We start from the raw sequence: 22,243 nt of genomic DNA, 5'->3' as shown, positions 1-22,243 counted from the left end.
GAATGACCCAAACCCTCGCCCATTTCCGCACCGCCGCCAGCCAGCTCAGCCTGCGCAACCAGTGCTGGATCGACGGCCGCTTCGTCCCCGCCGCCTCGGGGGCGCGCTTCGACAGCGTGAACCCCGCCACCGCCAGTGTGCTGACCGATGTCGCCCGCGGCGGCGCCGAGGACATCGACCGCGCCGTCGCCGCCGCTCGCCGCGCCTTCGCCGATGGCCGCTGGTCCGCCAAGACCCCCGAGGCGCGCAAGGAGGTGCTGCTGCGCCTTGCCGCGCTGCTGCGCGAGCATACCGAGGAATTCGCCCTTCTCGACACGCTCGACATGGGCAAGCCGATCACCGAGACGCTGACCGGCGACGTGCCGGGCGCGGCCGCCTTCCTGCAGTGGCACGCCGAGGCGATCGACAAGATCTATGACGAGGTCGCCCCCACCGGCGGGCGCGACATGGCGCTGATCCGGCGCGTGCCGCTTGGCGTGGTGGGCGCGGTGGTGCCGTGGAACTACCCGCTCGACATGGCGATCTGGAAGCTCGCCCCGGCGCTCGCGGCGGGCAATTCGGTGGTGCTGAAACCGGCCGAGCAATCGCCGCTCTCGGCGCTGCGTCTGGCCGAGCTTGCCGCCGAGGCCGGGTTGCCCGACGGCGTGCTGAACGTGGTGCCGGGCTTCGGCGAGGATGCCGGGCAGGCGCTCGGCCGGCACGGCGATGTCGATTGTCTGGTGTTCACCGGCTCGACCCAGGTCGGCAAGATGTTCATGCGCTATGCCGGCGAGAGCAACATGAAGCAGGTCTGGCCTGAGACCGGCGGCAAGAGCCCCAATCTGGTCTTCGCCGATGCCGATCTGGATCAGGCGGCCGAGATGGCGGCCTTCGGCATCTTCACCAATCAGGGCGAGGTCTGCTCGGCCAATTCGCGGCTGCTGGTCGAGGAAAGCATCGCCGAGGAGATGCTCGCCCGGCTGAAAGCCGAGGCCGAGGCCCGCACGCCGGGCGATCCGCTCGACCCGGCGACCCGGATGGGCGCGATGGTCGACGCGGGCCACGCCGCGAGGGTCGAGAGCTTCCTGCAATCGGGCAGGCAGAGCGCGCGTCTCATCACCGGCGGCGAGCGGGTGCGGATCGGCGCCTCGGACGCCTTCATCCAGCCGACGATCTTCGCCGACGTGCCGCGCGACGCCCGCATCGCGCGCGAGGAGATCTTCGGCCCGGTGCTGGCGGTGCAGACCTTCCGCGACACCGAAGAGGCTATCGCGCTCGCCAATGACAGCGTTTACGGCCTCGCCGCCTCGGTCTGGACCCGCGATCTGAGCCGCGCGATGGAGGTGTCGGAGCGGCTGACCGCCGGCACCGTCTCGGTCAACACGGTCGATGCGCTCTCGGCGATGACGCCGTTCGGCGGGCTGAAACAATCGGGCTTCGGCCGCGATCTGTCGCTGCATTCCTTCGACAAATACACCGCGCTGAAAACCGTCTGGATCAAATATTGAGCACAACCCCGGGGGTGCGATGCCGGGGCATTCCGGATCGCGCCCCCGGCACCGCCTTCACCGCAATCGACGGCACGAAAAGGGAAATTCTGAAGATGGCCGGACGGGACCCACCTTCCGAGGGCGTTTCAGGCGCGCGCAACCGCGCCTGAGAGGACAGCCTCTGCCCAAAAGAACGGCGCTTAGCCCCGGACTAATTCAAAGTTCTACAAGGTATAATTTACTTATCCCCCACCCCGCCGGATCGTCCCGTCAGGGCCGCGGAAACTCCGCGACCGGCAAGGAGAAGAAATTGCGTAACCCAGCCTATGATATCCTGTTCCAACCCATGCAGATCGGCCCGCTGACGGCGAAGAACCGTTTCTACCAGGTGCCGCATTGCAATGGCGGAGGATACCGCGATCCGACAGCCGTGGCCGCGATGCGCGGCATCAAGGCAGAAGGCGGCTGGGGCGTGATCTTCACCGAACAGACCGAGATGCACCACACCTCGGAGATCACCCCGTTCATCGAACAGCGGCTGTGGGACGATGCCGACATCCCGGCGCTGAGGCGCATGTCCGAGGCGATGAAGACCCGCGGCGCGCTTGCCGGGATCCAGCTCGCCTATTCCGGGATCAACGGCCCGAACCTCTATACCAAGGAAGTGCCGCTCGCGCCGACGGCGCTGCCGATCCGCACCTTCACCAACGATCCGGTGCAGGCCCGCGCCCTCGACAAGACCGACATCCGCGATCTGCGGCGCTGGTTCGTCAATGCCGCGAAGCGCTCGAAGCTCGCCGGCTTCGATCTGATCTGCCTTTATGGCGCGCATGGCTTCGGCATCTTCCAGCATTTCCTCAGCCGCGCCACCAACCAGCGCACGGATGAATACGGCGGCTCGCTGGAGAACCGCTCGCGCTTCGTCAACGAGGTGATCGCCGACATGCGCGACGCGGTGGGCGACACGATGGGCATCACGCTGCGCGTCAGCCTGGACGAGCATATCGGCACGCTCGGCTTCTCCAACGCCGAGCTGCGAGACTTCATCGAGATGAACGCCGATCTGCCGGATCTGTGGGACCTCGCCCATGGCACGTGGGAGGATTGCTCCGGCCCGTCGCGGTTCAAGGACGAGGCGGCGCAGGAAACCCTGGTGACCGGCATCCGCGAGCTGAGCTCGAAACCCGTGGTCGGCGTCGGCCGCTTCACCTCGCCCGACGTGATGGCGCGGCTGGTGCGGCAGGGCGTGCTCGACTTCATCGGCTGCGCGCGGCCCTCGATCGCCGATCCGTTCCTGCCGAAGAAGATCGAGGAAGGCCGGATCGAGGACATCCGCGAATGTATCGGCTGCAACATCTGCATCACCGGCGACATGACGATGAGCATCAGCCGCTGCACCCAGAACCCGACCTTCATGGAGGAATGGCGCAAGGGCTGGCATCCGGAGAAGATGAACCCGAAGGGCGAGAGCAGTAACGTTCTGGTCGTGGGCTCGGGCCCGGCCGGGCTCGAGGCCGCCCGCGCGCTGAGCCTGCGCGGCTATGACGTGGCGCTGGCCGAGGCGGGCACCGCGCTCGGCGGTCGGGTCGCGCGCGAACGGCTGCTGCCGGGGCTGAGCGCCTGGGGCCGGGTGGTCGATTACCGCCAGTATCAGCTGAGCCAGCGCGCGAATGTCGAGACCTATTTCGACAGCCGGCTGAGCGCCGCCGACGTTCTGGAATTCGGTTTCGAGAACATCTGCCTCGCCACCGGCTCGCACTGGCGCGCCGATGGCGTGGCGCGTCAGCACGTGACCGCGGTCTCGGCCGATCCCGCCATGCCGGTCTACACCCCCGATGACATCATGGCCGGCAAGCGCCCCACGGGCGAGGTCGTGCTGTTCGACGACGATCATTACTACATGGGCGGCGTGATCGCCGAGCTGCTGGCGAAGGAAGGCTGCAAGGTCACCCTCATCACGCCCTGCGCCTATGTCTCGGACTGGACGCGCAACACGCTCGAACAGGGCGCGATCCATCGCCGGCTGGTCGATGCGGGGGTGACGATCCGGCTGAACACCGGCCTCGCCTCGGTCGCGGCCGAGGGGGTGGAGACGGTCGATGTCTACACCGATGCACGCGCGCGCCTCGGTTGCGATGCGGTGGTGATGGTCACCTCGCGGGTATCGGACAATGCGCTTTACCGCGATCTGATGGCGCGCCGGGACGACTGGGCCGATGCGGGCATCCGTTCGGTCAAGGTGATCGGCGATGCCGCAGCCCCCGCCCCCATCGCCTGGGCGACCTATGCCGGCCATCGCTATGCGCGCGAGCTCGACATGCCCGACATCGGCGATGCCCTGCCGTTCCGCCGCGAAGTCACGGCGCTCGCCTGACCCCAGCCCATCCCCGCCCGTCGCACCCCGCTGCGGCGGGCCCCACCCCAGAGGGAGCCTGCAACGACATGACACGCGGAAAAGCGGTCGAGGTTTTCAAGGTCAGCAAATCCTTCGGCGATTATCAGGCGCTGAAGGAGGTGAGCTTCACCATCCATGAAAACGAATTCTTCACCCTTCTGGGCCCCTCGGGCTGCGGCAAGACCACGCTGCTGCGGATGATCGCAGGCTTCGACATCCCGAGCACCGGCTCGATCAGCCTGTTCGGCACCGAGATCGGCACCCTGCCGCCGCACAAGCGCCGGGTGAACACGGTGTTCCAGAGCTATGCGCTGTTCCCGCACATGACGCTCGAACAGAACATCGCCTTCGGGCTGGAGAACCTCGGCTGGGACAAGGCGCGGCGCAAGGCGCGCGTGGCCGAGATGCTCGAACTCGTCCACATGACACCTTTCGCGAAACGCAAGCCCGCGCAGCTCTCGGGCGGGCAGCGTCAGCGCATCGCGCTCGCCCGCGCGCTGGCACCCGAGCCGCAGGTGCTGCTGCTCGACGAGCCGCTCTCGGCGCTCGATCTGAAGCTGCGTCAGGCGATGCGCGACGAGCTGCGCACCTTGCAGCGCCAGACCGGCATCACCTTCATCTTCGTCACCCACGATCAGGACGAGGCGCTCGACATGTCGGACCGGATCTGCGTGCTCGGCGAGGGAAGGATCCAGCAGCTCGGCACCCCCTCCGAGATCTACGAGGAGCCCGAGAACCGCTTCGTCGCGGATTTCATCGGCGCGACCAATTTCCTCGATGTCGAGGTGCTCTCGGTCGACGGCCCCCGCGCCCGCGTGCGCACCCCGATGGGGATCGAGATCGAGGCGGCGCAGAAAGGCGTGAGCGGCCCGGGCAAGGCCACGCTGTCGCTGCGCCCCGAGAAGATCGGCATCGAGGATCAGGCGGCGGGCGAGATCATCGCCGGCACGGTGACGGCGCGCAACTACATGGGCGGCTTCACCCATTACACCGTCGAAACCCGGGGCGCCGTGCTGCGGGTGTCGCGGCGCAACGCCCTGTCGCAGGCCGAAAGCTACGCCATCGGCCAGCAGGTGCGGCTTGGCATCGTGGCGGGTTCGGCGCGGGTGCTCGGCCAATGAGGCGGGGGTTCCGCTTCTGGGGTCTGGTCCCCGCCTGGGTGCTGATGGCGGTGACGCTGCTCGCGCCTCTGGTGATCGTCGCGCTGGTCTCGGTGGCCAAACGCGGCGCCTATGGCGGGTTCGAGTGGGATTTCACCCTCGCGCCCTATCGCGACATCCTGTTCACCGCCGGCTGGTCGGACGAGCTGGAATTCGATCCGAAATACGTGCTCATCATCGGCCGGACCGTGCTGCTGGCGCTGATCACCACGGCGATCTGCATGGCGCTGGCGCTGCCCGTCGCCTATGTCATCGCGACGCGCGGGCCGCGGGCGAAGGCGCTGCTGATCTATCTGGTGACGCTGCCGTTCTGGGTGTCGATGATCGTGCGGGTCTATGCCTGGCTCATCATCCTCGGCAATGACGGGTTCGGCGGGCGGCTGTGGCAGTTCCTCGGCGGCGAGGGATCGCTGCTGTTCACCCCGACCGCGATGCTGATCGGCATGGTCTACAGCTATATCCCGCTGATGGTGCTGCCGGTCTTCGCCGCGATCGAGAAGCTCGATCCGGCACTGCTGGAAGCGGGCGCCGATCTTTACGCCAGCCGCTGGACGACGGCGCGGCGGGTGATCGTGCCGCTCGCCTGGCCGGGGCTCGCGGCGGGGGCGATCCTGGTCTTCGTGCCCGCGCTCGGCACCGTGCTCGAACCGATGCTTCTGGGCGGCGGCAAGCAGATCACCATGGGCACGCTGATCCAGACGCAGTTCGGCAGCGCCCGCAACTGGCCGTTCGGCGCGGCCATCGCGCTGGTGCTGATGGCGCTGGTGATGGGGGTGCTGATCGTCAACGCGCTGCGCGCCGGGCACAAGCGGGAGGCCGAGGCATGAAGAAATCCCATGACATCCGTCGCTATCCGGGCTTCGGCACGGTGACGGTGCTGTTCTTCCTGTGGCTCTATGCCCCGATCGCGGTGGTGATCTGGCTGTCGTTCAACGAGAACCGCATCGTCTCGGTCTGGACCGGGTTCTCGCTGAAATGGTATCGCGCCGCGCTCGACAACGGGCCGCTGCTCGATGCGGTGCGGACCTCGCTGATCGTGGCGGTCGTCGCGACCGCCATCGCGACAACCGTCGCGCTGATGGCGGCGATGGTGCTCAGCCGCAACCCGACGATGCGCGGCGCGAAGCTGTCGGAAACCGTGGTCAACCTGCCGCTGCTGCTGCCCGAGATCGTGCTCGCGGTGGCGACGCTGATCCTGTTCTCGCAGCTCGGTCTCGCGGATGGAATGACCCGGCTGATCGTCGCCCACAGCACCTTCTGCACGCCCTTCGCCTTCCTGCCGATCCGCGCCCGGCTGCAGGGCATGAGCACCGATTACGAAGAGGCGGCGCAGGATCTTTACGCGAAGCCCCTGACCGCGTTTCGCCGCGTGACACTGCCGCTGATCCTGCCCGGCGTGTTCTCGGGGGCGATGCTGTCCTTCGTGATCTCGATGGACGATTTCATCACCTCGAACATGCTCGCCACGGGCGGCACCACCACGCTGCCGGTGTATTTCTTCAGCCTCATCAAGAAGAGCGCCTCGCCCGAGCTGAACGCGATCTCGACGCTGCTGATCGTGCTGTCGCTGGTGCTGGCCAGCGCCGCGCTGGTGCTGTCGATGCGCGCGATGCGGCGCGATCCCTGAGCCCGATACCGCCCCCGCCCGCCGGGAGCGGATGACCACGACCCGCAAAACAAGATCCAACAGGAGACAGATCCATGACCAAGACCTCCCTGATGCTCGGCACCGCGCTGAGCCTCGGCCTCGCCCTCCCCGCCGGCGCCGAGACGCTGAACCTCTACACCTGGGCGGATTCGATCTCGCCCGATCTGATCCAGAAGTTCGAGAAGGACACCGGCATCACCGTCAACGTGTCGAGCTACACCTCGAACGAGGACGCGCTGACCAAGCTGCAATCGGGCGCCTCGGGTTATGACCTCGTGACCCCCTCGCAGCATTTCGTGAAGATCATGATCGACCAGGGGCTGCTCGAGGACATCGACGCCGCGGACATGCCCGCCTTCTCGAACCTCGAGGACAAGTGGAAGCACCAGTGGTGGGACCCGAAGAACGATTACTCGATCCCCGTCGCCTATGGCACCGCGGGCTTCGCGGTCAACCGCACCCTCTACAAGGGGCCGGTCGACAGCTGGAAGGTGCTGTTCGAGCCGGGCGCCGATCTGAAGGGCAAGATCGGCATGATGGGCGCCCCCGACGAGGTGGTGAGCGCGGCCGAGATCTACCTCGGCGTGCCGTTCTGCACCGAGGACAAGGCCGAGATGAAGAAGGTCTATGACCTGCTCAAGGCGCAGAAGCCGGCGGTCGCCACCTACAGCTCGGACAACATCTCGAACAGCCTCGCCGGCGGCGAAGTCGCGGCGCATTTCTGGTGGGACGGCGAAGAGCTGAAGGCGCGCACCGAGGGCGCCCCGGTCGAATACGCCATGCCGAAGGAAGGTCTGGTCGGCTGGCTCGACAGCTTCGTCGTGCCGAAGGGGGCAGAGCACGTCGCGGCCGCGAAGAAGTTCATCGACTTCATGTCGACGACCGAAAACGCCACCGAACAGGCGAATTTCTACTCGCACGCCTCGCCGATGAAGATCGACCCGGCGAAGGCGAAATACACCCCCCAGAATGCGCCCGAGATCTTCCCGAGCGTGCCGGTGAAATTCGCTCAGGCCTGCTCGCCCGCCGCGCAGGATCTGGTGACCAAGGTCTGGACCGACCTGCTGCAATAACCCTCTGCCCCGCCCGGTTCTTCCGGGCGGGGCCTCTCCTTTCCCCGAAAGACTGCCTCATGCCCAAGCCGCCCATCCAGACCCTCGACATCGTCAACGCCCGCGACGTGCTGAGCGGCAAGGCCGTCTCGGTCCGCATCGAAGGCGGTCGGATCGCCCATGTCGGCGCGCCCGATACCCTGCCCACAGCCCCCGAAGCACGCCGGATCGACGCGCAGGGCCGGGTTCTGGCGCCCGGCTTTTGCGAAAGTCATCTGCATCTGTTTCAGGGCGGCGTGACGCTCGATCAGCTCAACCTGCTGGAAGTGCAGTCCGAAGAGCAGCTCGCCCGCGCGCTGAGCGCCTATCGCAAGGGTCGCGAAGGGGAACCGCTGCTCGGCGCCTGGTCGGCGAATTACGAGGTCCTCGGCCCCGGCACCCGGCCCGACCGGCACGCGCTCGACCGCATGGTGCCCGATCAGCCGTTCCTGATGCTGGCGGTCGATCTGCACACCGCCTTCGCCAATACCGCGGCGCTGAGGCTGGCCGGGCTGATGGATCATGTCCCCGCCCTCGAACGGGCCGAGGTGGTGATCGGCCCGGACGGGCTGCCCACGGGAGAGCTGCGCGAGGACGGCGCGATGCAGCTCGTCGGCCGTTTCGCGGCGACCGGCGGGCGCGACGGTCTTGCCATGGCCGGGGACGAGCCCGCGACGCCCCCCGATGCCGCCGCCCGCGCCCGCGACATGAAAACGCTGCGCCGCGCGCTCGATGCCTGCGCGGCGCAAGGCATCACCACCGCCGTCAACATGGACGGCAACCTCTATCAGGCCGATCTGCTGCGCGAGATGGCGCGCGCGGACGCGCTGCCGATCCGGGTCAGCGCGGCCTTGCGCATCGCCCCCTCGCACGGCCCCGAGCGCGTGGCCGAGATGATCGCCGCCGCCCGCTCCGCCCCGGTGGGCAAACTGTCCTTCGGCCGGATCAAGATGTTCCTCGATGGCGTGTTCGACACCTGGACGGCATTTCGCACCGACGATTATCCCGGCCGGCCGGGGTTTCGCTCAAACCCGCTGTTCCGCCGCGAGGCCTTCATCGACATCTGCCGGCAGGCCGATGCGGCCGGACTTCAGATCCAGACCCATTGCGTCGGCGATGCGGCGGTGCGGTTGGCGCTCGACGGCTATGAGGCGGCGCGAAACGCCAATGGCGCGCGCGACGCCCGCCACCGGATCGAGCATATCGACATGCTGCACCCCGACGACCGGCCGCGCCTCGCGGCACTCGGGGTGATCGCCTCGATGCAGCCGGTGCATCCGCCGGGGTCGAGCGGTCTGCCGCTTGAGCCCACGGTGTCGATCATGGGCCGCGCCCGCTGGGGCGACACGTTTCCCTGGGCGGCGCTTGCGCGCGAAGGCACCACCATTGCCTTTGGCACCGACTGGCCCACGGCGCCGCTCTCGCCGTTCAACGCGATCCATGCCGCGCTGAGCCGCCAGCCCTGGGCGCCCGATGTCCCCGATCAGCGTCTGCCCTTCGCCGATGTGATCCGCGCCTATACCGAGGGCGGCGCGAAGGCGCTTCACGCCGAGGCCGACCGGGGGCGGATTGCCGCAGGGATGGCGGCGGATCTGGTCCTGCTTGAGGGAGATCCGCGCAAGCTGCGTGACAGCGCCACAGCCTGCCGCGCGGCGCTGACGATCTGCGCGGGCGAAATCGTGCACGAGGCATTTCCCCCAAGCTGACCGGCATCGCACGGAACCGCGGTCGCGGGCCGGGCCCCGGCCGGGATCCGGGGCGCGCGCGCCCCGGCCGGAAGCGCCCCCTTGCCACCGAAAGACCGGCGGCCGATCCGCGTCCGCCTCGGGCCGGCGGACAACGGACGCGAACCGGCGCCGGTCGACAGTCCCCGATCCGCGAGGTCTTCAGGCCCTGGCGAAGGCGAGCAGATCCGCGTTCAACACCCCGGCATTGATGGTCAGCATCCCGTGCGAGAAGCCCGGATAGGTCTTCAGCGTGCCGTTTCGCAACAGCCCGATCGACTTCAGCGCCGCGTCGTGGATCGGCACGATCTGGTCGTCCTCGCCATGCAGGACCAGCGTCGGCACGGTGATCGCCCTGAGATCCTCGGTCTGATCGGTTTCCGAAAAGGCCCTGATCCCGTCATAGTGAGCCTTGGCGCTGCCCATCATGCCCTGCCGCCACCAGTTCTGAACGACCCCTTCGAGAACCGTCGCCCCGTCGCGGTTGAAGCCGTAAAACGGGCCGGCGGGCACGTCGTGGAAGAACTGCGCCCGGTTCGCGGCCAGTGCCGTGCGAAAACCGTCGAAGACCTCGACCGGCAGGCCCTCGGGGTTGGCGGCAGTCCGGAGCATCAGCGGCGGCACCGCCGAGACCAGCACCGCCCTGTCGACGCGGCCCGCGGGCTCGCCATAGCGGGCGACATAGCGTGCCACCTCCCCGCCACCGGTCGAGTGACCGATATGGATCACCCGGTGCAGGTCGAGGGCCTCGACCACGGCGAAGGCATCGGCGGCGTAATGGTCCATGTCATGGCCCTCCGGGACCTGGGCCGAACGGCCGTGCCCGCGGCGGTCATGTGCAATGACGCGGTAGCCCTGCGACAGAAAGAACAGCATCTGCGCATCCCAGTCGTCTGAACTCAGTGGCCAGCCATGATGGAACATGACCGGTTGCGCGTCCTTCGGCCCCCAATCCTTGTAAAAGATCGCGACGCCATCGGTCGTGGTGACATAGCCCATTGTGAAGACTCCTTCCGGTGTGGCGAGGGCAGACTGGCACCCGCCCCCCCCGCGAGGCTCTCCGCCGCGGCGGAGATCGGCAGATGGCGGCGGGTGAGTGCGATTTGCTTGGCCTGCGCTCTTGGTTTCGACCCGACCAGGACTACCTCGAACGGTGGCCGTCGGCGCGTGGCGGATCTGACAAGAACAGAGGCAAAACGGACAATGACGCCCCCGCCGCCCCCGGTCGCCGAAATCGGCCTGCTGATCTATCCCGATTGCCAGCTATCGGCAGTGCACGGGCTGACGGACCTGTTTCGCATCGCAAGCGACTGGTCGGGCCACCCTGACCGCCATATCCGCGTCTCGCATTGGCAAGCGGATGCGAGCGGCGTGGCCCCGGTCTGGGACAGTCACCCCGCCGAGGGGCATCGTCTGACCCATGTCATCGCGCCGCCGAGCATCGTGATGCCCGCGCACATGCAGCCGCAGCCCGCCCGCGCCGAATGGCTGCTGAATTGCCATGCCGGAGGAACGACGCTGTGCTCGGTCTGCGCGGGAGCCTTCGTTCTGGCCGAGACGGGCCTGCTGAACCGCCGCCGCGCCACCACTCACTGGGCTTTTGCCGAACAGCTCGCCCGGCGCTTCCCCGAGATCCGCCTCGCCGCGGAGCATATGGTGCTCGACGAGGGCGATATCGTGACCGCGGGCGGCATCCTCGCCTGGACCGATCTCGGGCTGACGCTGGTCGAGCGGCTCCTCGGCCCAACGGCCATGCTGGCGACGGCACGCTTCCTGCTGGTCGACCCGCCGCGCAGCAGCCAGCGCCCTTATGCCAGCTTCATTCCTCGCCTCGATCATGGCGACGAGGCGATCCGACGCGCACAGCACCACATTCACGCCCATTCCGCCGAGGCCCTGCCGCAAGGCGAATTGAACGACATCGCCGGGCTGACCGAACGCACCTTTCTGCGCCGGTTCACCGCCGCGACCGGCTACCGGCCCCGGACCTACGTGCAACAGGTGCGCATCGCCAGGGCGCGTTCGGAACTGGAAAACGGGCAGGATGCGATCGACCGCATCGCCTGGACGGTCGGCTATGCCGACGTCGCCGCCTTCCGCAAAAGCTTTCACAAGCTCACCGGAATGACGCCTGCCGCCTACCGTCAGGCCTTCGGCCCCGCAAGGATGGCCGGCCGCGGCGAAAGCGATCCGCCGTCCCCGGCCCCCTGAACGCGCCCCCGCCAAAAAGCGCATCGGAGACTTTGACGAGCGCATTCTGACAGCCCTCTGGCGGACCGCCACGGGTTTCGGGCGCCGACCTGATCCAGATCAAGGCGTGCCCCCCTGCATATGCGCAGATGCGCATGAAGGGAGTCTGACCATGATGGTGCCGATCCTTGCCGCGATCGCGGAACATACCCGTCTTCAGGCGCTGCTTCTGCTCGCCGATGGCTCAGAGCATTGCGTGTGCGAACTGATGCAGAAGCTCGATGCCACGCAAAGCCGCATGTCGCGCCACATGCAGGTTCTGCGGCAGGCGGGGTTGGTGGTGGACCGGCGCGATGCGCAATGGGTGCGCTACCGGCTGAACCCCGACATGCCCCCCGGGGTGTATGCGGTGCTCAAGACGATCCTTGCCGCCGAACGGGGCGAAAGGCCCGAAGAAAGGAAAATCGCATGAATGCCGATATCGCTCATCCCGCCCGCCCGGCGCGTCCCGACTGGCTGTGGCATCTGGGCATTCTTGCCTTTCTTGTCGCGTGGGGAACAGTCTACCGCGCCTTGCCGCCGTTTTCCGAATGGGTGACGGCGCTCATTCCGGTGGAACGCCACAGCCACACCGGCGAAGCGGTCGCCTTTTTCTTCTATGACGTTCCGAAGGTGATGATGCTGCTGACGCTCATCGTCTTCGTCATGGGCGTCGTGCGCAGTTTCTTCAGCCCGGAGAAGACGCGGGCGCTGCTGTCGGGCAAGCGCGAGGGCATCGGCAACATCCTGTCCGCGGGGCTTGGGGTCCTGACGCCGTTCTGCTCCTGCTCGGCCGTTCCGCTGTTCATCGGCTTCGTCTCGGCGGGGGTGCCGCTTGGCGTGACCTTCTCGTTCCTGATCGCCGCGCCGATGGTGAACGAAGTGGCGCTGGTTCTGCTGTTCGGCCTCGTGGGCTGGAAGGTGGCCATGACCTATCTGGCCTTCGGGCTCGGCATCGCCATCGTCGCGGGCTATGTCATCGGCAGGCTTCACCTCGAAGGCTGGTTGCAGGACTGGGTGCGCGACATCCATTCCGGCGCGAGCGCTCCCGCCCTGGCCGAGGACGAGCACCCCTCCATGGCGGATCGCTACCGCTTCGGCATCGCGGCCGTGCGGGAGATCTTCGGCAGGGTCTGGGTCTGGATCATTCTCGGCATCGGCATGGGGGCGCTGATCCACGGCTATGTGCCCGAGGATCTGATGGTGAGGATCATGGGCGCCGACGCCTGGTGGTCCGTCCCCGTCGCGGTGATCATGGGCATTCCCATGTATACCAATGCCGCCGGTGTCATTCCCATCGTCGAGGCCCTGCTGGGCAAGGGGGCGGCGCTTGGCACGGTGCTCGCATTCATGATGAGCGTGATCGCCCTCAGCCTTCCCGAGATGATCATCCTGCGGCAGGTCCTGACCCTGCGTCTGATCGCCGTCTTCATCGGGGTGGTGGCAAGCGGCATCCTTGCCGTTGGTTTTCTCTTCAACCTGATCTTCTGAAAGGACAATTTCCATGAAAATCGTCAAGGTCTACGGCTCCGGCTGCAAGCGCTGCCAGGCCACCGAGGCCATGGTCAAGGCTGCGGCCGAAAAGCTCGGCATCGAGGTCGAGGTCGAGAAGGTCACCGACCCGAAATCCATCGCCATTGCCGGCGTGCTGTCCACCCCGGGCATTTCGGTCGATGGCAAGCTCGTTCATGCCGGCGGACTGCCGGATGCGACCAGACTGGAAGGATGGCTTTCCGCCTGAGGACCGGGCGCGCGACTGGCCACGCACACCGTGCTGGGGCCGCTCGGCACCGGCACGACGCCCCGGAAGCGCCTTTGCCCGGGGTCAGTGCTGCGTGTCGTCTCCGGTCGGGACCGAGGGGATTTCGTCATCCGTCTCGGTTCCCGGAATGACGTAGGATCCGTTCAGCCAGCGCGCCAGATCGACATCGGCGCAGCGCTTCGAGCAGAACGGCCGGTATTTCGGATCCGCCGGCTTGCCGCAGACCGGGCAGCTCATGCCCGGCCCCCGTCGCCCAGAAGCAGGCTCAGCGCCACGCGGTCGCGCTTGCGCACCAGCTCGTAAAGACCGAGCTGGGTCCAGCCGGCAAGGCTCGTCTCGGCGGATTCGCCTTTGAAGGCGGCGCGAAGCTGCTGTTCCAGCGTCGCACGGTCGCGCTTCGGCATCGGAGCGAAGTCGATCACCACCTGCCCGCCCAGACCGCGCAGACGAAGCTGGCGCGGCAGATCGCGCGCCGCGGCGATATTCGCCTTCAGCGCCGCCGCCGGCGTGGTGTCATTGCCGGTGTTCACATCGACCGCGATCAACGCACGCGTCGGCTCGATCATCATGTGACCGCCGCCGGTCAGCGCGACGCGGACGGTTTGCAGTGCCTCGACCGCTTCCAGAACGCCATGTTCGGCGAAGCCCTCGACCACCTCATCAGGCGCGGGATCGGCCCAATCGCGCCAGGCCTCGTCATGGGGCCCGGGCGCATCAAGCAACAGTTCCGGCTCGCCCGTGGCATCGGCGAGGATCGCCTCGGCCAAAGCGCGCAGCTCGGCAAGCTCGGTGGCGATCTCTTCATCATCGGCGTTTTCGCACACCGAGCGCAGGATCAGCCCCATGCCGGAGCCCTCCATCGCCGCCTCGCCGATCGCCTGCAGCTCCGCGCGCAGATCCTCGGAGGCGATGCGGCGCGAGACGTTGATCCCCGGCGCGCCCGGCGTGACGATGCCGTGGCGGCCCTTGAACAGCAGCCGCAGCGAGACCGGAAGCGCCTTGCCGGGTTCGGTGCCGCCGGTGACCTGCACCAGAACGTCAGCCCCCGGCGCCAGGCCCTTGGCCTCGCGCAGGAAGCCGTTCACCCCGCCCGGAAGCCGGACGAACACGCCGCCCTGCCCCTTCATCTGCCGCTCGATCCGGCCGCGGCAGATCGCGCCCGGCGCCAGCGTCACGTGATCCGAGGCATCGACCAGCAGATCTTCGAGCTGTCCGTCGACCATCAGCGCGGCAGCTTCGAGACCTTCGATCTCGCCCAGAACGACGATACGGCCTTTCATGCACTCACCTTGTCAGCAGCAGTGACGTCGATCCCCGCCGCCGCCAGCAGCAACGCGGTCTCCGACAGAGGCAGCCCGACGACGCCGGTGAAACTGCCCTGAATCCACGGGATGAACGCGCCGGCGCGGCCCTGGATGGCATAGCCACCCGCCTTGCCCCGCCACTCGCCCGAGGCGAGATAGCCGTTCACATCCGCATTCGACAACGCGCGGAACTTCACCGCCGTGTCGACCAGACGTTCGCGCAAGGCACCCTGCGTGCGCACCGCGACCGCGGTCAGCACGTGATGGCGACGGCCGGACAGAAGCCACAGGAATTCCGCCGCCTCTTTCTCGTCCGCCGGTTTGCCGAGGATCCGCCGGCCGCACACCACGGTGGTATCGGCACACAGCACGACCTCATCGGCGGCGCAGGACACCGCAGCCGCCTTCTCGCGGGCCATGCGCGCGACGTAATCGCGCGCGGGCTCGCCCTTCATCGGGGTCTCGTCGATGTCGGGGGCGCGCGTCCCGGCAGGCGTCAGCCCCAGCTGCGCGACCAGCTCGCGACGCCGCGGGCTGGTGGAACCGAGGATCAGTTTCACTTGAAACGATAGTTGATACGGCCCTTGGACAGGTCGTAGGTGTTCATCTCGACCTGCACCTTGTCGCCGGCCAGAACCCGGATGCGGTTCTTCCGCATCTTGCCTGCCATATGCGCGATGATCTCATGGCCGTTTTCCAGCTCGACCCTGAACGTCGCATTCGGCAGGAGTTCCTTCACGACGCCGGGGAATTCGAGCATTTCTTCCTTGGCCATGGTCACTCCAGAATAAGGCGCCCGCGCCTAATCGCGGGCGCGCGTTTCATGCGCCGGGATCACGCGGATTTCAAGGAAAATGTCAGGAATCGAGCCGATCTTCGGCAAACCCCGGGACCGGGGCCTCGGTGAAGATGCGCACATCGGCCGCCTGCGCCGCCTGTTCGGGCCAGTGCATGAAGGGCATAACCGCCCCGTTGCCGCGCGATTCAAGCACCTTGTCGAGGTCGACCGTCGCCACCACCCAGCCGGGCACATCGGGCGCGCCCTCGGCGACGATGCCGTTGTCGGGCCAGCCCTTGTCCGAGGGGCCGTAGATCGCCGCGGTGCCGCGGTTCTCGTCGATCGCCGGGCACCACAGCGCATCGCCGACCGTCGGCGACTGCACCGTGACGCATTGGTTTTCCAGCGCCCGCGCCATCGCGCCCACCTTCACCCGCCAGTAGCCCGCGAGCGTGTCGGTGCACGACGGGATCAGCAAGATCTCTGCCCCCGCCTCGCACAGCGCACGCGCGAGCAGGGGGAATTCGCTGTCATAGCAGATCAGCACGCCGATCTGACCGAGCGCGGTATCGAACAGCCGCAGCCCCTCGCCCGCCTCGACATGCCAGATCTCGCGCTCGAACCGGGTCATGATCGCTTTGTCGACATGGCCGATCAGCCCGTGCGGGCCGTACAGGCAGGCGCGGTTGAGCCGCCGTCCGTCCTCGATCACCGGCCCGGAGGGGGCGAGGATATGCCGCCCCGTGTCCATCGCCAGCATCTCGAACAGCGCATCCATCGCCGGGCGATGCGCCACCACCTCGTCAAGTGCACGGTCGAGGTCCGCCGCCCCCTCGGGCCCGCCAAGCGACGCGAGTTCCATCGCGCCATATTCCGGAAAGACCAGAAGATCCGCGCCCTTGTCGATGCCGCGCTGCACCCAGTCGCGCACCTTCGCCTCGTAGGACGCCCAGTCCTCGTGCCAGTCGAGCGGCCAGGCCGCGGTCGCGATCGTCACGTCTCTCACAGCGCGCGCCCCCAGAATTGCAAAGGTTTCTCGGTCTGGCGGTCCTCGCCGACATCGGTCCATCGGAACCGCGCCACCACGCCCGGCATCGGCGCGTAGCCGCGCTTCGTCCAGAACGCATCAAGCGGGCGATACCCCGCGGGGCGGGCCGGATGATCCGCCGGCCGGATGACCGAGCAGAACGCCGACCACCCGCGCCCGAGCGCGCGGGCATGATCCTCGCGCGCGTCAAAGAAGGCGTGTCCGAGGCCGTGGCCGCGATACTCCGGCAACAGCACCGATTCGGCGCAGTAGAACACATCGGACAGCTTCAGCCCGGTCGCGGCGAAGGGGGCGGCGAAATCCCCGGCATGGTCTTCGAGCGGCGTTCCGGTCGCCGCCCCGACCAGACGCGCGCCGTCGAAGGCGCCGATCACCACCGCGCACGCGCCGTGATAGCTTTGCAGATAGTCGCGCTCGTAATCGAGCGAGCCCTCGTAAAGATACGGCCAGTCGCGGAACACCGCGATGCGCAGCCGCGCCACGTCGTCAAGCGCGGCGTCGAGCGCCGCCCCGGTCAGCGTCCGGACTTCCATCAGCGGACCTGCCGCACCCAGTCGGCGAGGTTGTAATAGGTCGTCACGCGCTGGATCCGCCCGTCGCGCAGGGTGAAGAAGGTGCCCGCGGGCAGGATATAGGTCTGCCCCTTCGCCTCGGGCAGGCCGTCGTCGGTTTCGATATAGACGCCGTTCACGGTGAATTCGGCCGCCGCGCGCGTGCCCGCGTCATTCGCCATCACCACGATGTCGGTCAGATGCTCGCGGTAGCAGCGCGTCATATGGGCGTTGAATTCGCGGAACGCCGCGACGCCGCGCCGGATCTGACCCTCGTTGACGTGATGCTCGAAATCCTCGGTCAGAAGCGCCTCCATCGCGTCGGTATCGTCGCGGTTGAAGGCCTCGTAATAGGCCGAGACCACCGACAGCGCGGTCATGCGGGGGGCGATATGCGGGGCGGTCATCAAACGCTCTCCTTCTGGGGTTCCGTGGGCGGGCCGAAGCGCTTCAGGATCTGCGCCCGGATCTGGTCGCGGCTCTGGCGATAGGCGTCGAGGCGCGCCTCTCGCCCTTCGCCGATGCCGGTGGGGTCCATGATCGGCCAGTATTCGACGTCGATGTGAAACCGCCGGGTCTGTTCCTGCGCATGGCGCAGCGCCGCGGGGCTGAGCGCGACCACCAGATCGAACGCCCCCAGATCGTCGCCCCATTCCTGCAGCTCGTGAAACGAGCGTGAGCGGTGGCGTTGCAGATCGACGCCGATCTCGTGGCACACGGTGATGGCGAAACCGTCGATGTCGAGGTCCGACTTCACCCCGGCCGATTGCACATACATGCGCCGGCCGTAGAACTGCTTCATCATCCCCTCGGCCATGGGCGAGCGCGTGGCGTTGTGGTCGCAGCAGAACAGCACCGCCTGAGGAATGTCGCTCATCGCGTTATTTCGCCTGGCTGAGAACGCAAACCAGCGTGAACAGGCGCCGCGCGGTGTCGATGTCGAGAACCGCCTTGCCCTCCAGACGCTCCTGCAACAGCCGGGCGCCCTCGTTGTGGATGCCGCGCCGCGCCATGTCGATGGCCTCGATCTGGCCGGGCGGCAGGGTTTTCACCGCCTCGAAGTAACTCGCGCAGATCTGGAAGTAATCCTTGATCGCCTGCCGGAACGGGCCGAAGGACAGATGAAACTCGGCGAGCTTGTCGCCCGCCTCGGTGGTGGTGTCGAACACCAGCCGCCCGTCACGCACCGCGAGGCGCAGCGCGAACGGCCCCTCGGGCGGCGTCTCGCCGTCGCGGCCGGGCAGAGCGAAGGAATTGTCCTCCATCAGATCGTGGATGGCGACGCGGCGCTCCTGCTCGATCTCGGGGCTGCTCGGCGGCAGGCCGGTATCGTCGAAATCCAGACGGGAGATGCGGGTCATCGGGCGTCTTCCTTGCTCAGTAAACTCCGGCCCGGTGCGGGGCCGGGCCGTCTGTCATAGTGTCGTCAACCGCGCGCCCAGTCAAACGGGGCGCGCGGCCGGGATCCCTCACTTCGTCGCGTTCAGCGCATCGAGGCGCGCCCGCACCGACAGGCCATGCGCCTGAAGGCTCTCGGATTTGGCCAGCGTCTCGGCCGAGGGGCCGATGGCGGCAAGCGAGTTCATGCTCATCTTGGCAAGGGTCGTGCGCTTGAGGAAGTCCAGAACCGACAATCCGGAGGAGAACCGCGCCGAACGCGCCGTGGGCAGCACGTGGTTCGGCCCGCCGACGTAATCGCCGATCGCCTCGGGCGTCCAGGAACCGAGGAAGATCGCCCCGGCGTGATGGATCTCGGCCGCGAGCGCATCCGGATCGGCGACGCACAGTTCCAGATGCTCGGGGGCGACGCGGTCCGACAGGCGCGCCGCCTCGGCCAGATCGCGGGTCACGATGACGGTGCCGTAATCGCGCCAGCTCGCCCCGGCGATCTCGCGCCGTTCGAGGGTTTCGAGGCGCTTCTCGATCTCGGCCACCACGCGGGCGGCAAGATCGGCATCGGGCGTCAGCAGCAGCGCCTGCGCGCTCTGATCGTGCTCGGCCTGGCTGAGCAGGTCGATCGCCACCCATTCCGGGTTCGCGGTATGATCGGCGATGCACAGGATCTCGGACGGGCCGGCGATCATGTCGATGCCGACCTTGCCGAAGACGCGCCGCTTCGCCGCGGCGACGAAGGCGTTGCCCGGCCCGGTGATCTTGTCGACCGGATGAATCGTCGCCGTGCCATAGGCCAGCGCGGCGATGGCCTGCGCGCCGCCGACGCGATACACCTTGTCGACGCCCGCGATCCGCGCCGCCAGCAGCACCAGCGGATTGACCGCACCGCCCGGCGTCGGACAGGCGACGACGAGACGCTCGACCCCAGCCACCTTGGCCGGAATGGCGTTCATCAGCACCGAGGACGGATAGCTGGCAAGCCCCCCCGGCACGTAAAGCCCCGCCGCCGAGACCGGCGTCCAGCGCCAGCCGAGTTCCGCGCCCGTGGGATCGGTCCACAGCGCATCTTCCGGCATCTGCCGCACGTGATAGGCGCGGATGCGTTCGGCCGCGAGTTCGAGCGCCTCGCGCTCGGCCTCGGGCACGCGGGCGATCTCGGCCTCGATCTCCGCCTCGGTGAAGGCGAGCGTGTCGGGGCGCAACTCCAGCCGGTCGAATTTCGCGGTGAGCTCGATCACCGCCGCGTCGCCGCGCCGGCGCACGTCGTCGATGATCGCCGCCACGGCCGCATCGACATCGGGACTGTCCTCGCGCTTCAGCCCGAGGATCTGCGTGAAACGGCTGTCGAAATCGGCATCGGTGGTTTTCAGGAAATGCGGCATGGCGGGCCCTCCTTGGTCGCCCCCGGCTTACGGCCTCGCGCGCGGTATCGCAAGCGCAAGCCGTCGCCGGGGCGCCCGTCGCGCGCACCCGCCGTCCTATCCCGCGCGAAACCGCCCGCAGCCCCCGGCGCAGGGCTTGCGCACACAGCTTTTCGCCTTGCCTCCGCCCCCCGCCCCCAATAGAAGGGCGGCTGAAATTTCGGGAATGTTGCGCGCCCGTCCGTGGCGCGCCCATGCAGATAGAGGAACTCCATGCAGGTCACCGAGACGCTGAACGAAGGCCTGAAGCGCGGCTACCAGATCACCATCCCCGCCGCCGAGCTCGATGCGAAAGTCACCGAGAAGCTTCAGGAAGCGCAGCCCGAAGTCGAGATGAAGGGCTTCCGCAAGGGCCACGTGCCGATGGCGATGATGCGCAAGACCTTCGGTCAGCGTGTGCTCGGCGATGCCATGCAGGAAGCCGTCGACGGCGCGATGAAGGACATGTTCGACAAGAACGGCGACCGTCCGGCGCAGCAGCCCAAGGTCGAGATGAAGGACGGCGAAACCTGGAAGGAAGGCGATGACGTCACCGTCACCGTCGAATACGAAGCCCTTCCCGAGATCCCGGATGTCGATTTCTCCGGCGTCGAGCTGGAGCGTCTGACCGTCAAGGCCGATGACGAGGCCGTCGAGGAAGCGCTGAAGAACCTCGCCAAGACCGCGCAGTCCTTCGAGGACCGCCGCAAGGGGTCGAAGGCCAAGGAAGGCGATCAGGTCGTGATCGACTTCGAGGGCTTCCTCGGCGACGAGCCCTTCGAGGGCGGCAAGGGCGAGGATTACCCGCTGATCCTCGGCTCGAACACCTTCATCCCGGGGTTCGAGGACCAGCTCCTCGGCGCCAAGGCCGATGACGAAGTCGAAGTGAAGACCACCTTCCCGGCCGAATACGGCGCGAAGCACCTGGCCGGCAAGGAAGCCGTGTTCAAGTGCACCGTGAAGGCCGTCAAGGCGCCGAAGGAAGCCGAGCTCGATGACGAGCTGGCGAAGAAGTTCGGTGCCGAGGACCTCGCCGCGCTGAAGAAGCAGATCGCCGAGCGTCTGGAAGCCGAATATGTCGGCGCCGCGCGTGCGATCCTGAAGCGTGGCCTGCTCGATGCGCTCGACACCAAGGTGAGCTTCGAGCTGCCGCCCTCGCTGGTCGAGGCCGAGGCGCATCAGATCGCCCATCAGCTCTATCACGAAGAGCACCCGGACGATCACGAGCACAACCACGCCGCCATGGAGCCGACCGCCGAGCACAACAAGCTCGCCGAGCGTCGCGTGCGCCTTGGCCTGCTGCTCGCCGAGATCGGCCGTCGTCAGGATATCGAGGTTTCGGATGCCGAGTTCACTCAGGCCGTGCTGAACCAGGCCCGTCAGTATCCGGGTCAGGAGCGTGCGTTCTTCGAGTTCGTGCAGAAGAACCCGCAGATGCAGCAGCAGCTTCGCGCCCCTATCTTCGAGGACAAGGTCGTCGATTACATCGTCGGCAATGCCAAGGTCGCCGAGAAGGAAGTCTCGAAGGACGAGCTCCAGAAGGCCATCGAGGCGCTGGACGAGATCTGATCCCGTCCAACGTCCCGGGGCGCGCAGGCGCCCGGGCCGGAACGAGCTGACCCATCGAAGGGCTGCCCCATCCGGGCGGCCCTTTTTCATGCGCCGGTGCCAGACGGGTTCAGGCATCGGGCCGTTGCAGATCCCGGGCCGCGGGCTTCGCTCGTCGCCGCACAACCGTTGCGCGAAGCGGAAACGAAGCAAGGGTTCGCAGCAGGCCGGTTTCGGGCTAGACAGAGACGATCCGCCGCCGAGCCGGCGGGCGACCCTCCTCCCCGGGCCGCGATGGCCTCTTTTGAAAGGAACAGACATGGAGCAGAAACTGAACGCCTGGCAGCCTTACGCGCTCGGGCTGCTGCGCATCGTCCTCGGCCTGGTGATGCTCAACTTCGGCCTTGCCAAGATCTTCCACTTCCACGCCGGCGTGTTCATGCCGCCGACCGGCTCGATGCCGTGGTTCGCCGGGCTGATCGAGCTGATCCTGGGCGCCGCTCTGCTGATCGGACTGCAGACGCGCCTCGTCGCCTTTGTGCTGTCGGGCGAAATGGCCTTTGCCTATTTCATCGCGCATTTCCCGAAGAGCTTCTTCCCGACGGAGAATGGCGGCGCGCTGGCGGTCAGCCTGTGCTTCGCGTTCCTCTATCTGGTCACCGCCGGCGGCGGCGCTTTCGCCCTGACGCGCAAATAATACACCTCCCGGGGGCAATGGCGCTGGCCCTGCCCCCGGGATCG

Annotated in this window: 24 protein-coding genes; 13 read left to right on the top strand and 11 right to left on the bottom strand. The window is 67.3% G+C overall.

Annotation, left to right across the window (positions count from 1 at the left end; translation table 11 throughout):
- The first annotated feature begins 2 nt into the window (after positions 1–2).
- From CG50_RS07040 to CG50_RS07010, 7 genes are all read left to right on the top strand, one after another.
- Entirely contained in the window at positions 3–1,487 is a 1,485-nt protein-coding gene (locus tag CG50_RS07040; protein ID WP_036636480.1) for an aldehyde dehydrogenase, read from the top strand.
- A 292-nt stretch (positions 1,488–1,779) separates the two neighbouring features.
- Entirely contained in the window at positions 1,780–3,843 is a 2,064-nt protein-coding gene (locus tag CG50_RS07035) for an oxidoreductase (protein ID WP_036636478.1), read from the top strand.
- A 68-nt stretch (positions 3,844–3,911) separates the two neighbouring features.
- Positions 3,912–4,985 (top strand): ABC transporter ATP-binding protein, encoded by a 1,074-nt coding sequence (locus CG50_RS07030; protein ID WP_036636477.1) that lies wholly within the window; start codon positions 3,912–3,914, stop codon positions 4,983–4,985.
- Positions 4,982–5,851: an ABC transporter permease gene (locus tag CG50_RS07025; protein WP_036636476.1), complete on the top strand. Its 870-nt coding sequence runs from the start codon at positions 4,982–4,984 to the stop codon at positions 5,849–5,851. The genes CG50_RS07030 and CG50_RS07025 overlap by 4 nt, the downstream gene beginning before the upstream one ends.
- The gene (locus tag CG50_RS07020) at positions 5,848–6,651 is read left to right on the top strand and encodes an ABC transporter permease (RefSeq protein WP_036636475.1); all 804 of its coding nucleotides are present in this window, start codon (positions 5,848–5,850) and stop codon (positions 6,649–6,651) included. Before CG50_RS07025 ends, CG50_RS07020 begins: the two co-directional genes overlap by 4 nt.
- Positions 6,652–6,725: 74 nt before the next feature.
- On the top strand, positions 6,726–7,745 hold the full coding sequence (locus tag CG50_RS07015; RefSeq protein WP_036636472.1) for an extracellular solute-binding protein: 1,020 nt from the start codon (positions 6,726–6,728) through the stop codon (positions 7,743–7,745).
- Between the two features lie 59 nt (positions 7,746–7,804).
- Positions 7,805–9,469, top strand: coding sequence for an amidohydrolase (locus tag CG50_RS07010; protein ID WP_051909663.1), 1,665 nt, complete (start codon positions 7,805–7,807; stop codon positions 9,467–9,469).
- Positions 9,470–9,649: 180 nt separating this feature from the next.
- Here the strand turns inward: CG50_RS07010 and CG50_RS07005 are convergent, their stop codons facing one another.
- Entirely contained in the window at positions 9,650–10,486 is an 837-nt protein-coding gene (locus CG50_RS07005) for an alpha/beta fold hydrolase (protein ID WP_036636470.1), read from the bottom strand.
- A gap of 204 nt (positions 10,487–10,690) precedes the next feature.
- Here CG50_RS07005 and CG50_RS07000 point away from each other — a divergent pair, with 204 nt between their 5' ends.
- The 4 genes from CG50_RS07000 (at position 10,691) to CG50_RS06985 (ending at position 13,457) form a co-directional block, all read left to right on the top strand.
- A complete protein-coding gene (locus tag CG50_RS07000; RefSeq protein ID WP_051909661.1) occupies positions 10,691–11,698 on the top strand; it encodes a GlxA family transcriptional regulator in 1,008 nt (335 codons plus the stop codon).
- Positions 11,699–11,849: 151 nt separating this feature from the next.
- Positions 11,850–12,149, top strand: a complete 300-nt coding sequence (locus tag CG50_RS06995) for an ArsR/SmtB family transcription factor (protein ID WP_036636468.1) — start codon at positions 11,850–11,852, stop codon at positions 12,147–12,149.
- Positions 12,146–13,207 carry a permease gene (locus CG50_RS06990; protein WP_036636465.1) on the top strand — a complete coding sequence of 354 codons (1,062 nt, stop codon included), beginning with the start codon at positions 12,146–12,148 and terminating at the stop codon, positions 13,205–13,207. Before CG50_RS06995 ends, CG50_RS06990 begins: the two co-directional genes overlap by 4 nt.
- Before the next feature lie 13 nt (positions 13,208–13,220).
- Entirely contained in the window at positions 13,221–13,457 is a 237-nt protein-coding gene (locus CG50_RS06985) for a thioredoxin family protein (RefSeq protein WP_036636463.1), read from the top strand.
- Between the two features lie 84 nt (positions 13,458–13,541).
- On the opposite strand, the gene CG50_RS06980 is transcribed toward CG50_RS06985, so the two are convergent.
- The 10 genes from CG50_RS06980 to hisD form a co-directional block, all read right to left on the bottom strand.
- Complete coding sequence (locus tag CG50_RS06980; RefSeq protein WP_036636460.1) at positions 13,542–13,715, bottom strand: DNA gyrase inhibitor YacG; 174 nt, start codon at positions 13,713–13,715, stop codon at positions 13,542–13,544.
- On the bottom strand, positions 13,712–14,758 hold the full coding sequence (locus CG50_RS06975; RefSeq protein WP_036636457.1) for a ribonuclease E/G: 1,047 nt from the start codon (positions 14,756–14,758) through the stop codon (positions 13,712–13,714). The genes CG50_RS06980 and CG50_RS06975 overlap by 4 nt, the downstream gene beginning before the upstream one ends.
- On the bottom strand, positions 14,755–15,342 hold the full coding sequence (locus CG50_RS06970) for a Maf family protein (protein ID WP_036636452.1): 588 nt from the start codon (positions 15,340–15,342) through the stop codon (positions 14,755–14,757). Before CG50_RS06970 ends, CG50_RS06975 begins: the two co-directional genes overlap by 4 nt.
- Positions 15,339–15,557, bottom strand: coding sequence for a translation initiation factor IF-1 (gene infA / locus CG50_RS06965; RefSeq protein WP_036636451.1), 219 nt, complete (start codon positions 15,555–15,557; stop codon positions 15,339–15,341). Before infA ends, CG50_RS06970 begins: the two co-directional genes overlap by 4 nt.
- Before the next feature lie 82 nt (positions 15,558–15,639).
- Complete coding sequence (locus CG50_RS06960) at positions 15,640–16,557, bottom strand: carbon-nitrogen hydrolase family protein (RefSeq protein ID WP_051909659.1); 918 nt, start codon at positions 16,555–16,557, stop codon at positions 15,640–15,642.
- 5 nt (positions 16,558–16,562) lie between these two features.
- Complete coding sequence (locus CG50_RS06955) at positions 16,563–17,141, bottom strand: GNAT family N-acetyltransferase (protein ID WP_036636447.1); 579 nt, start codon at positions 17,139–17,141, stop codon at positions 16,563–16,565.
- Positions 17,141–17,566 carry a ketosteroid isomerase-related protein gene (locus CG50_RS06950; protein WP_081880323.1) on the bottom strand — a complete coding sequence of 142 codons (426 nt, stop codon included), beginning with the start codon at positions 17,564–17,566 and terminating at the stop codon, positions 17,141–17,143. The genes CG50_RS06955 and CG50_RS06950 overlap by 1 nt, the downstream gene beginning before the upstream one ends.
- Positions 17,566–18,036: an arsenate-mycothiol transferase ArsC gene (locus tag CG50_RS06945; protein WP_036636445.1), complete on the bottom strand. Its 471-nt coding sequence runs from the start codon at positions 18,034–18,036 to the stop codon at positions 17,566–17,568. Before CG50_RS06945 ends, CG50_RS06950 begins: the two co-directional genes overlap by 1 nt.
- Before the next feature lie 4 nt (positions 18,037–18,040).
- On the bottom strand, positions 18,041–18,520 hold the full coding sequence (locus tag CG50_RS06940; RefSeq protein WP_036636442.1) for a UPF0262 family protein: 480 nt from the start codon (positions 18,518–18,520) through the stop codon (positions 18,041–18,043).
- Between the two features lie 108 nt (positions 18,521–18,628).
- Positions 18,629–19,936, bottom strand: coding sequence for a histidinol dehydrogenase (hisD, locus tag CG50_RS06935; RefSeq protein ID WP_036636439.1), 1,308 nt, complete (start codon positions 19,934–19,936; stop codon positions 18,629–18,631).
- A 252-nt stretch (positions 19,937–20,188) separates the two neighbouring features.
- On the opposite strand from hisD, the gene tig reads away from it, so the two are divergent.
- A complete protein-coding gene (tig, locus tag CG50_RS06930) occupies positions 20,189–21,523 on the top strand; it encodes a trigger factor (protein ID WP_036636436.1) in 1,335 nt (444 codons plus the stop codon).
- A gap of 298 nt (positions 21,524–21,821) precedes the next feature.
- Complete coding sequence (locus tag CG50_RS06925; protein WP_036636434.1) at positions 21,822–22,199, top strand: DoxX family protein; 378 nt, start codon at positions 21,822–21,824, stop codon at positions 22,197–22,199.
- Positions 22,200–22,243 lie beyond the last annotated feature (44 nt).

It is taken from the genome of Paenirhodobacter enshiensis (assembly GCF_000740785.1).
Classification (GTDB): Bacteria; Pseudomonadota; Alphaproteobacteria; order Rhodobacterales; family Rhodobacteraceae; genus Rhodobacter; species Rhodobacter enshiensis.
The sequence above is the reverse complement of the archived record's forward strand: the minus strand, read 5'-3'. Positions and strand labels throughout refer to the sequence as shown.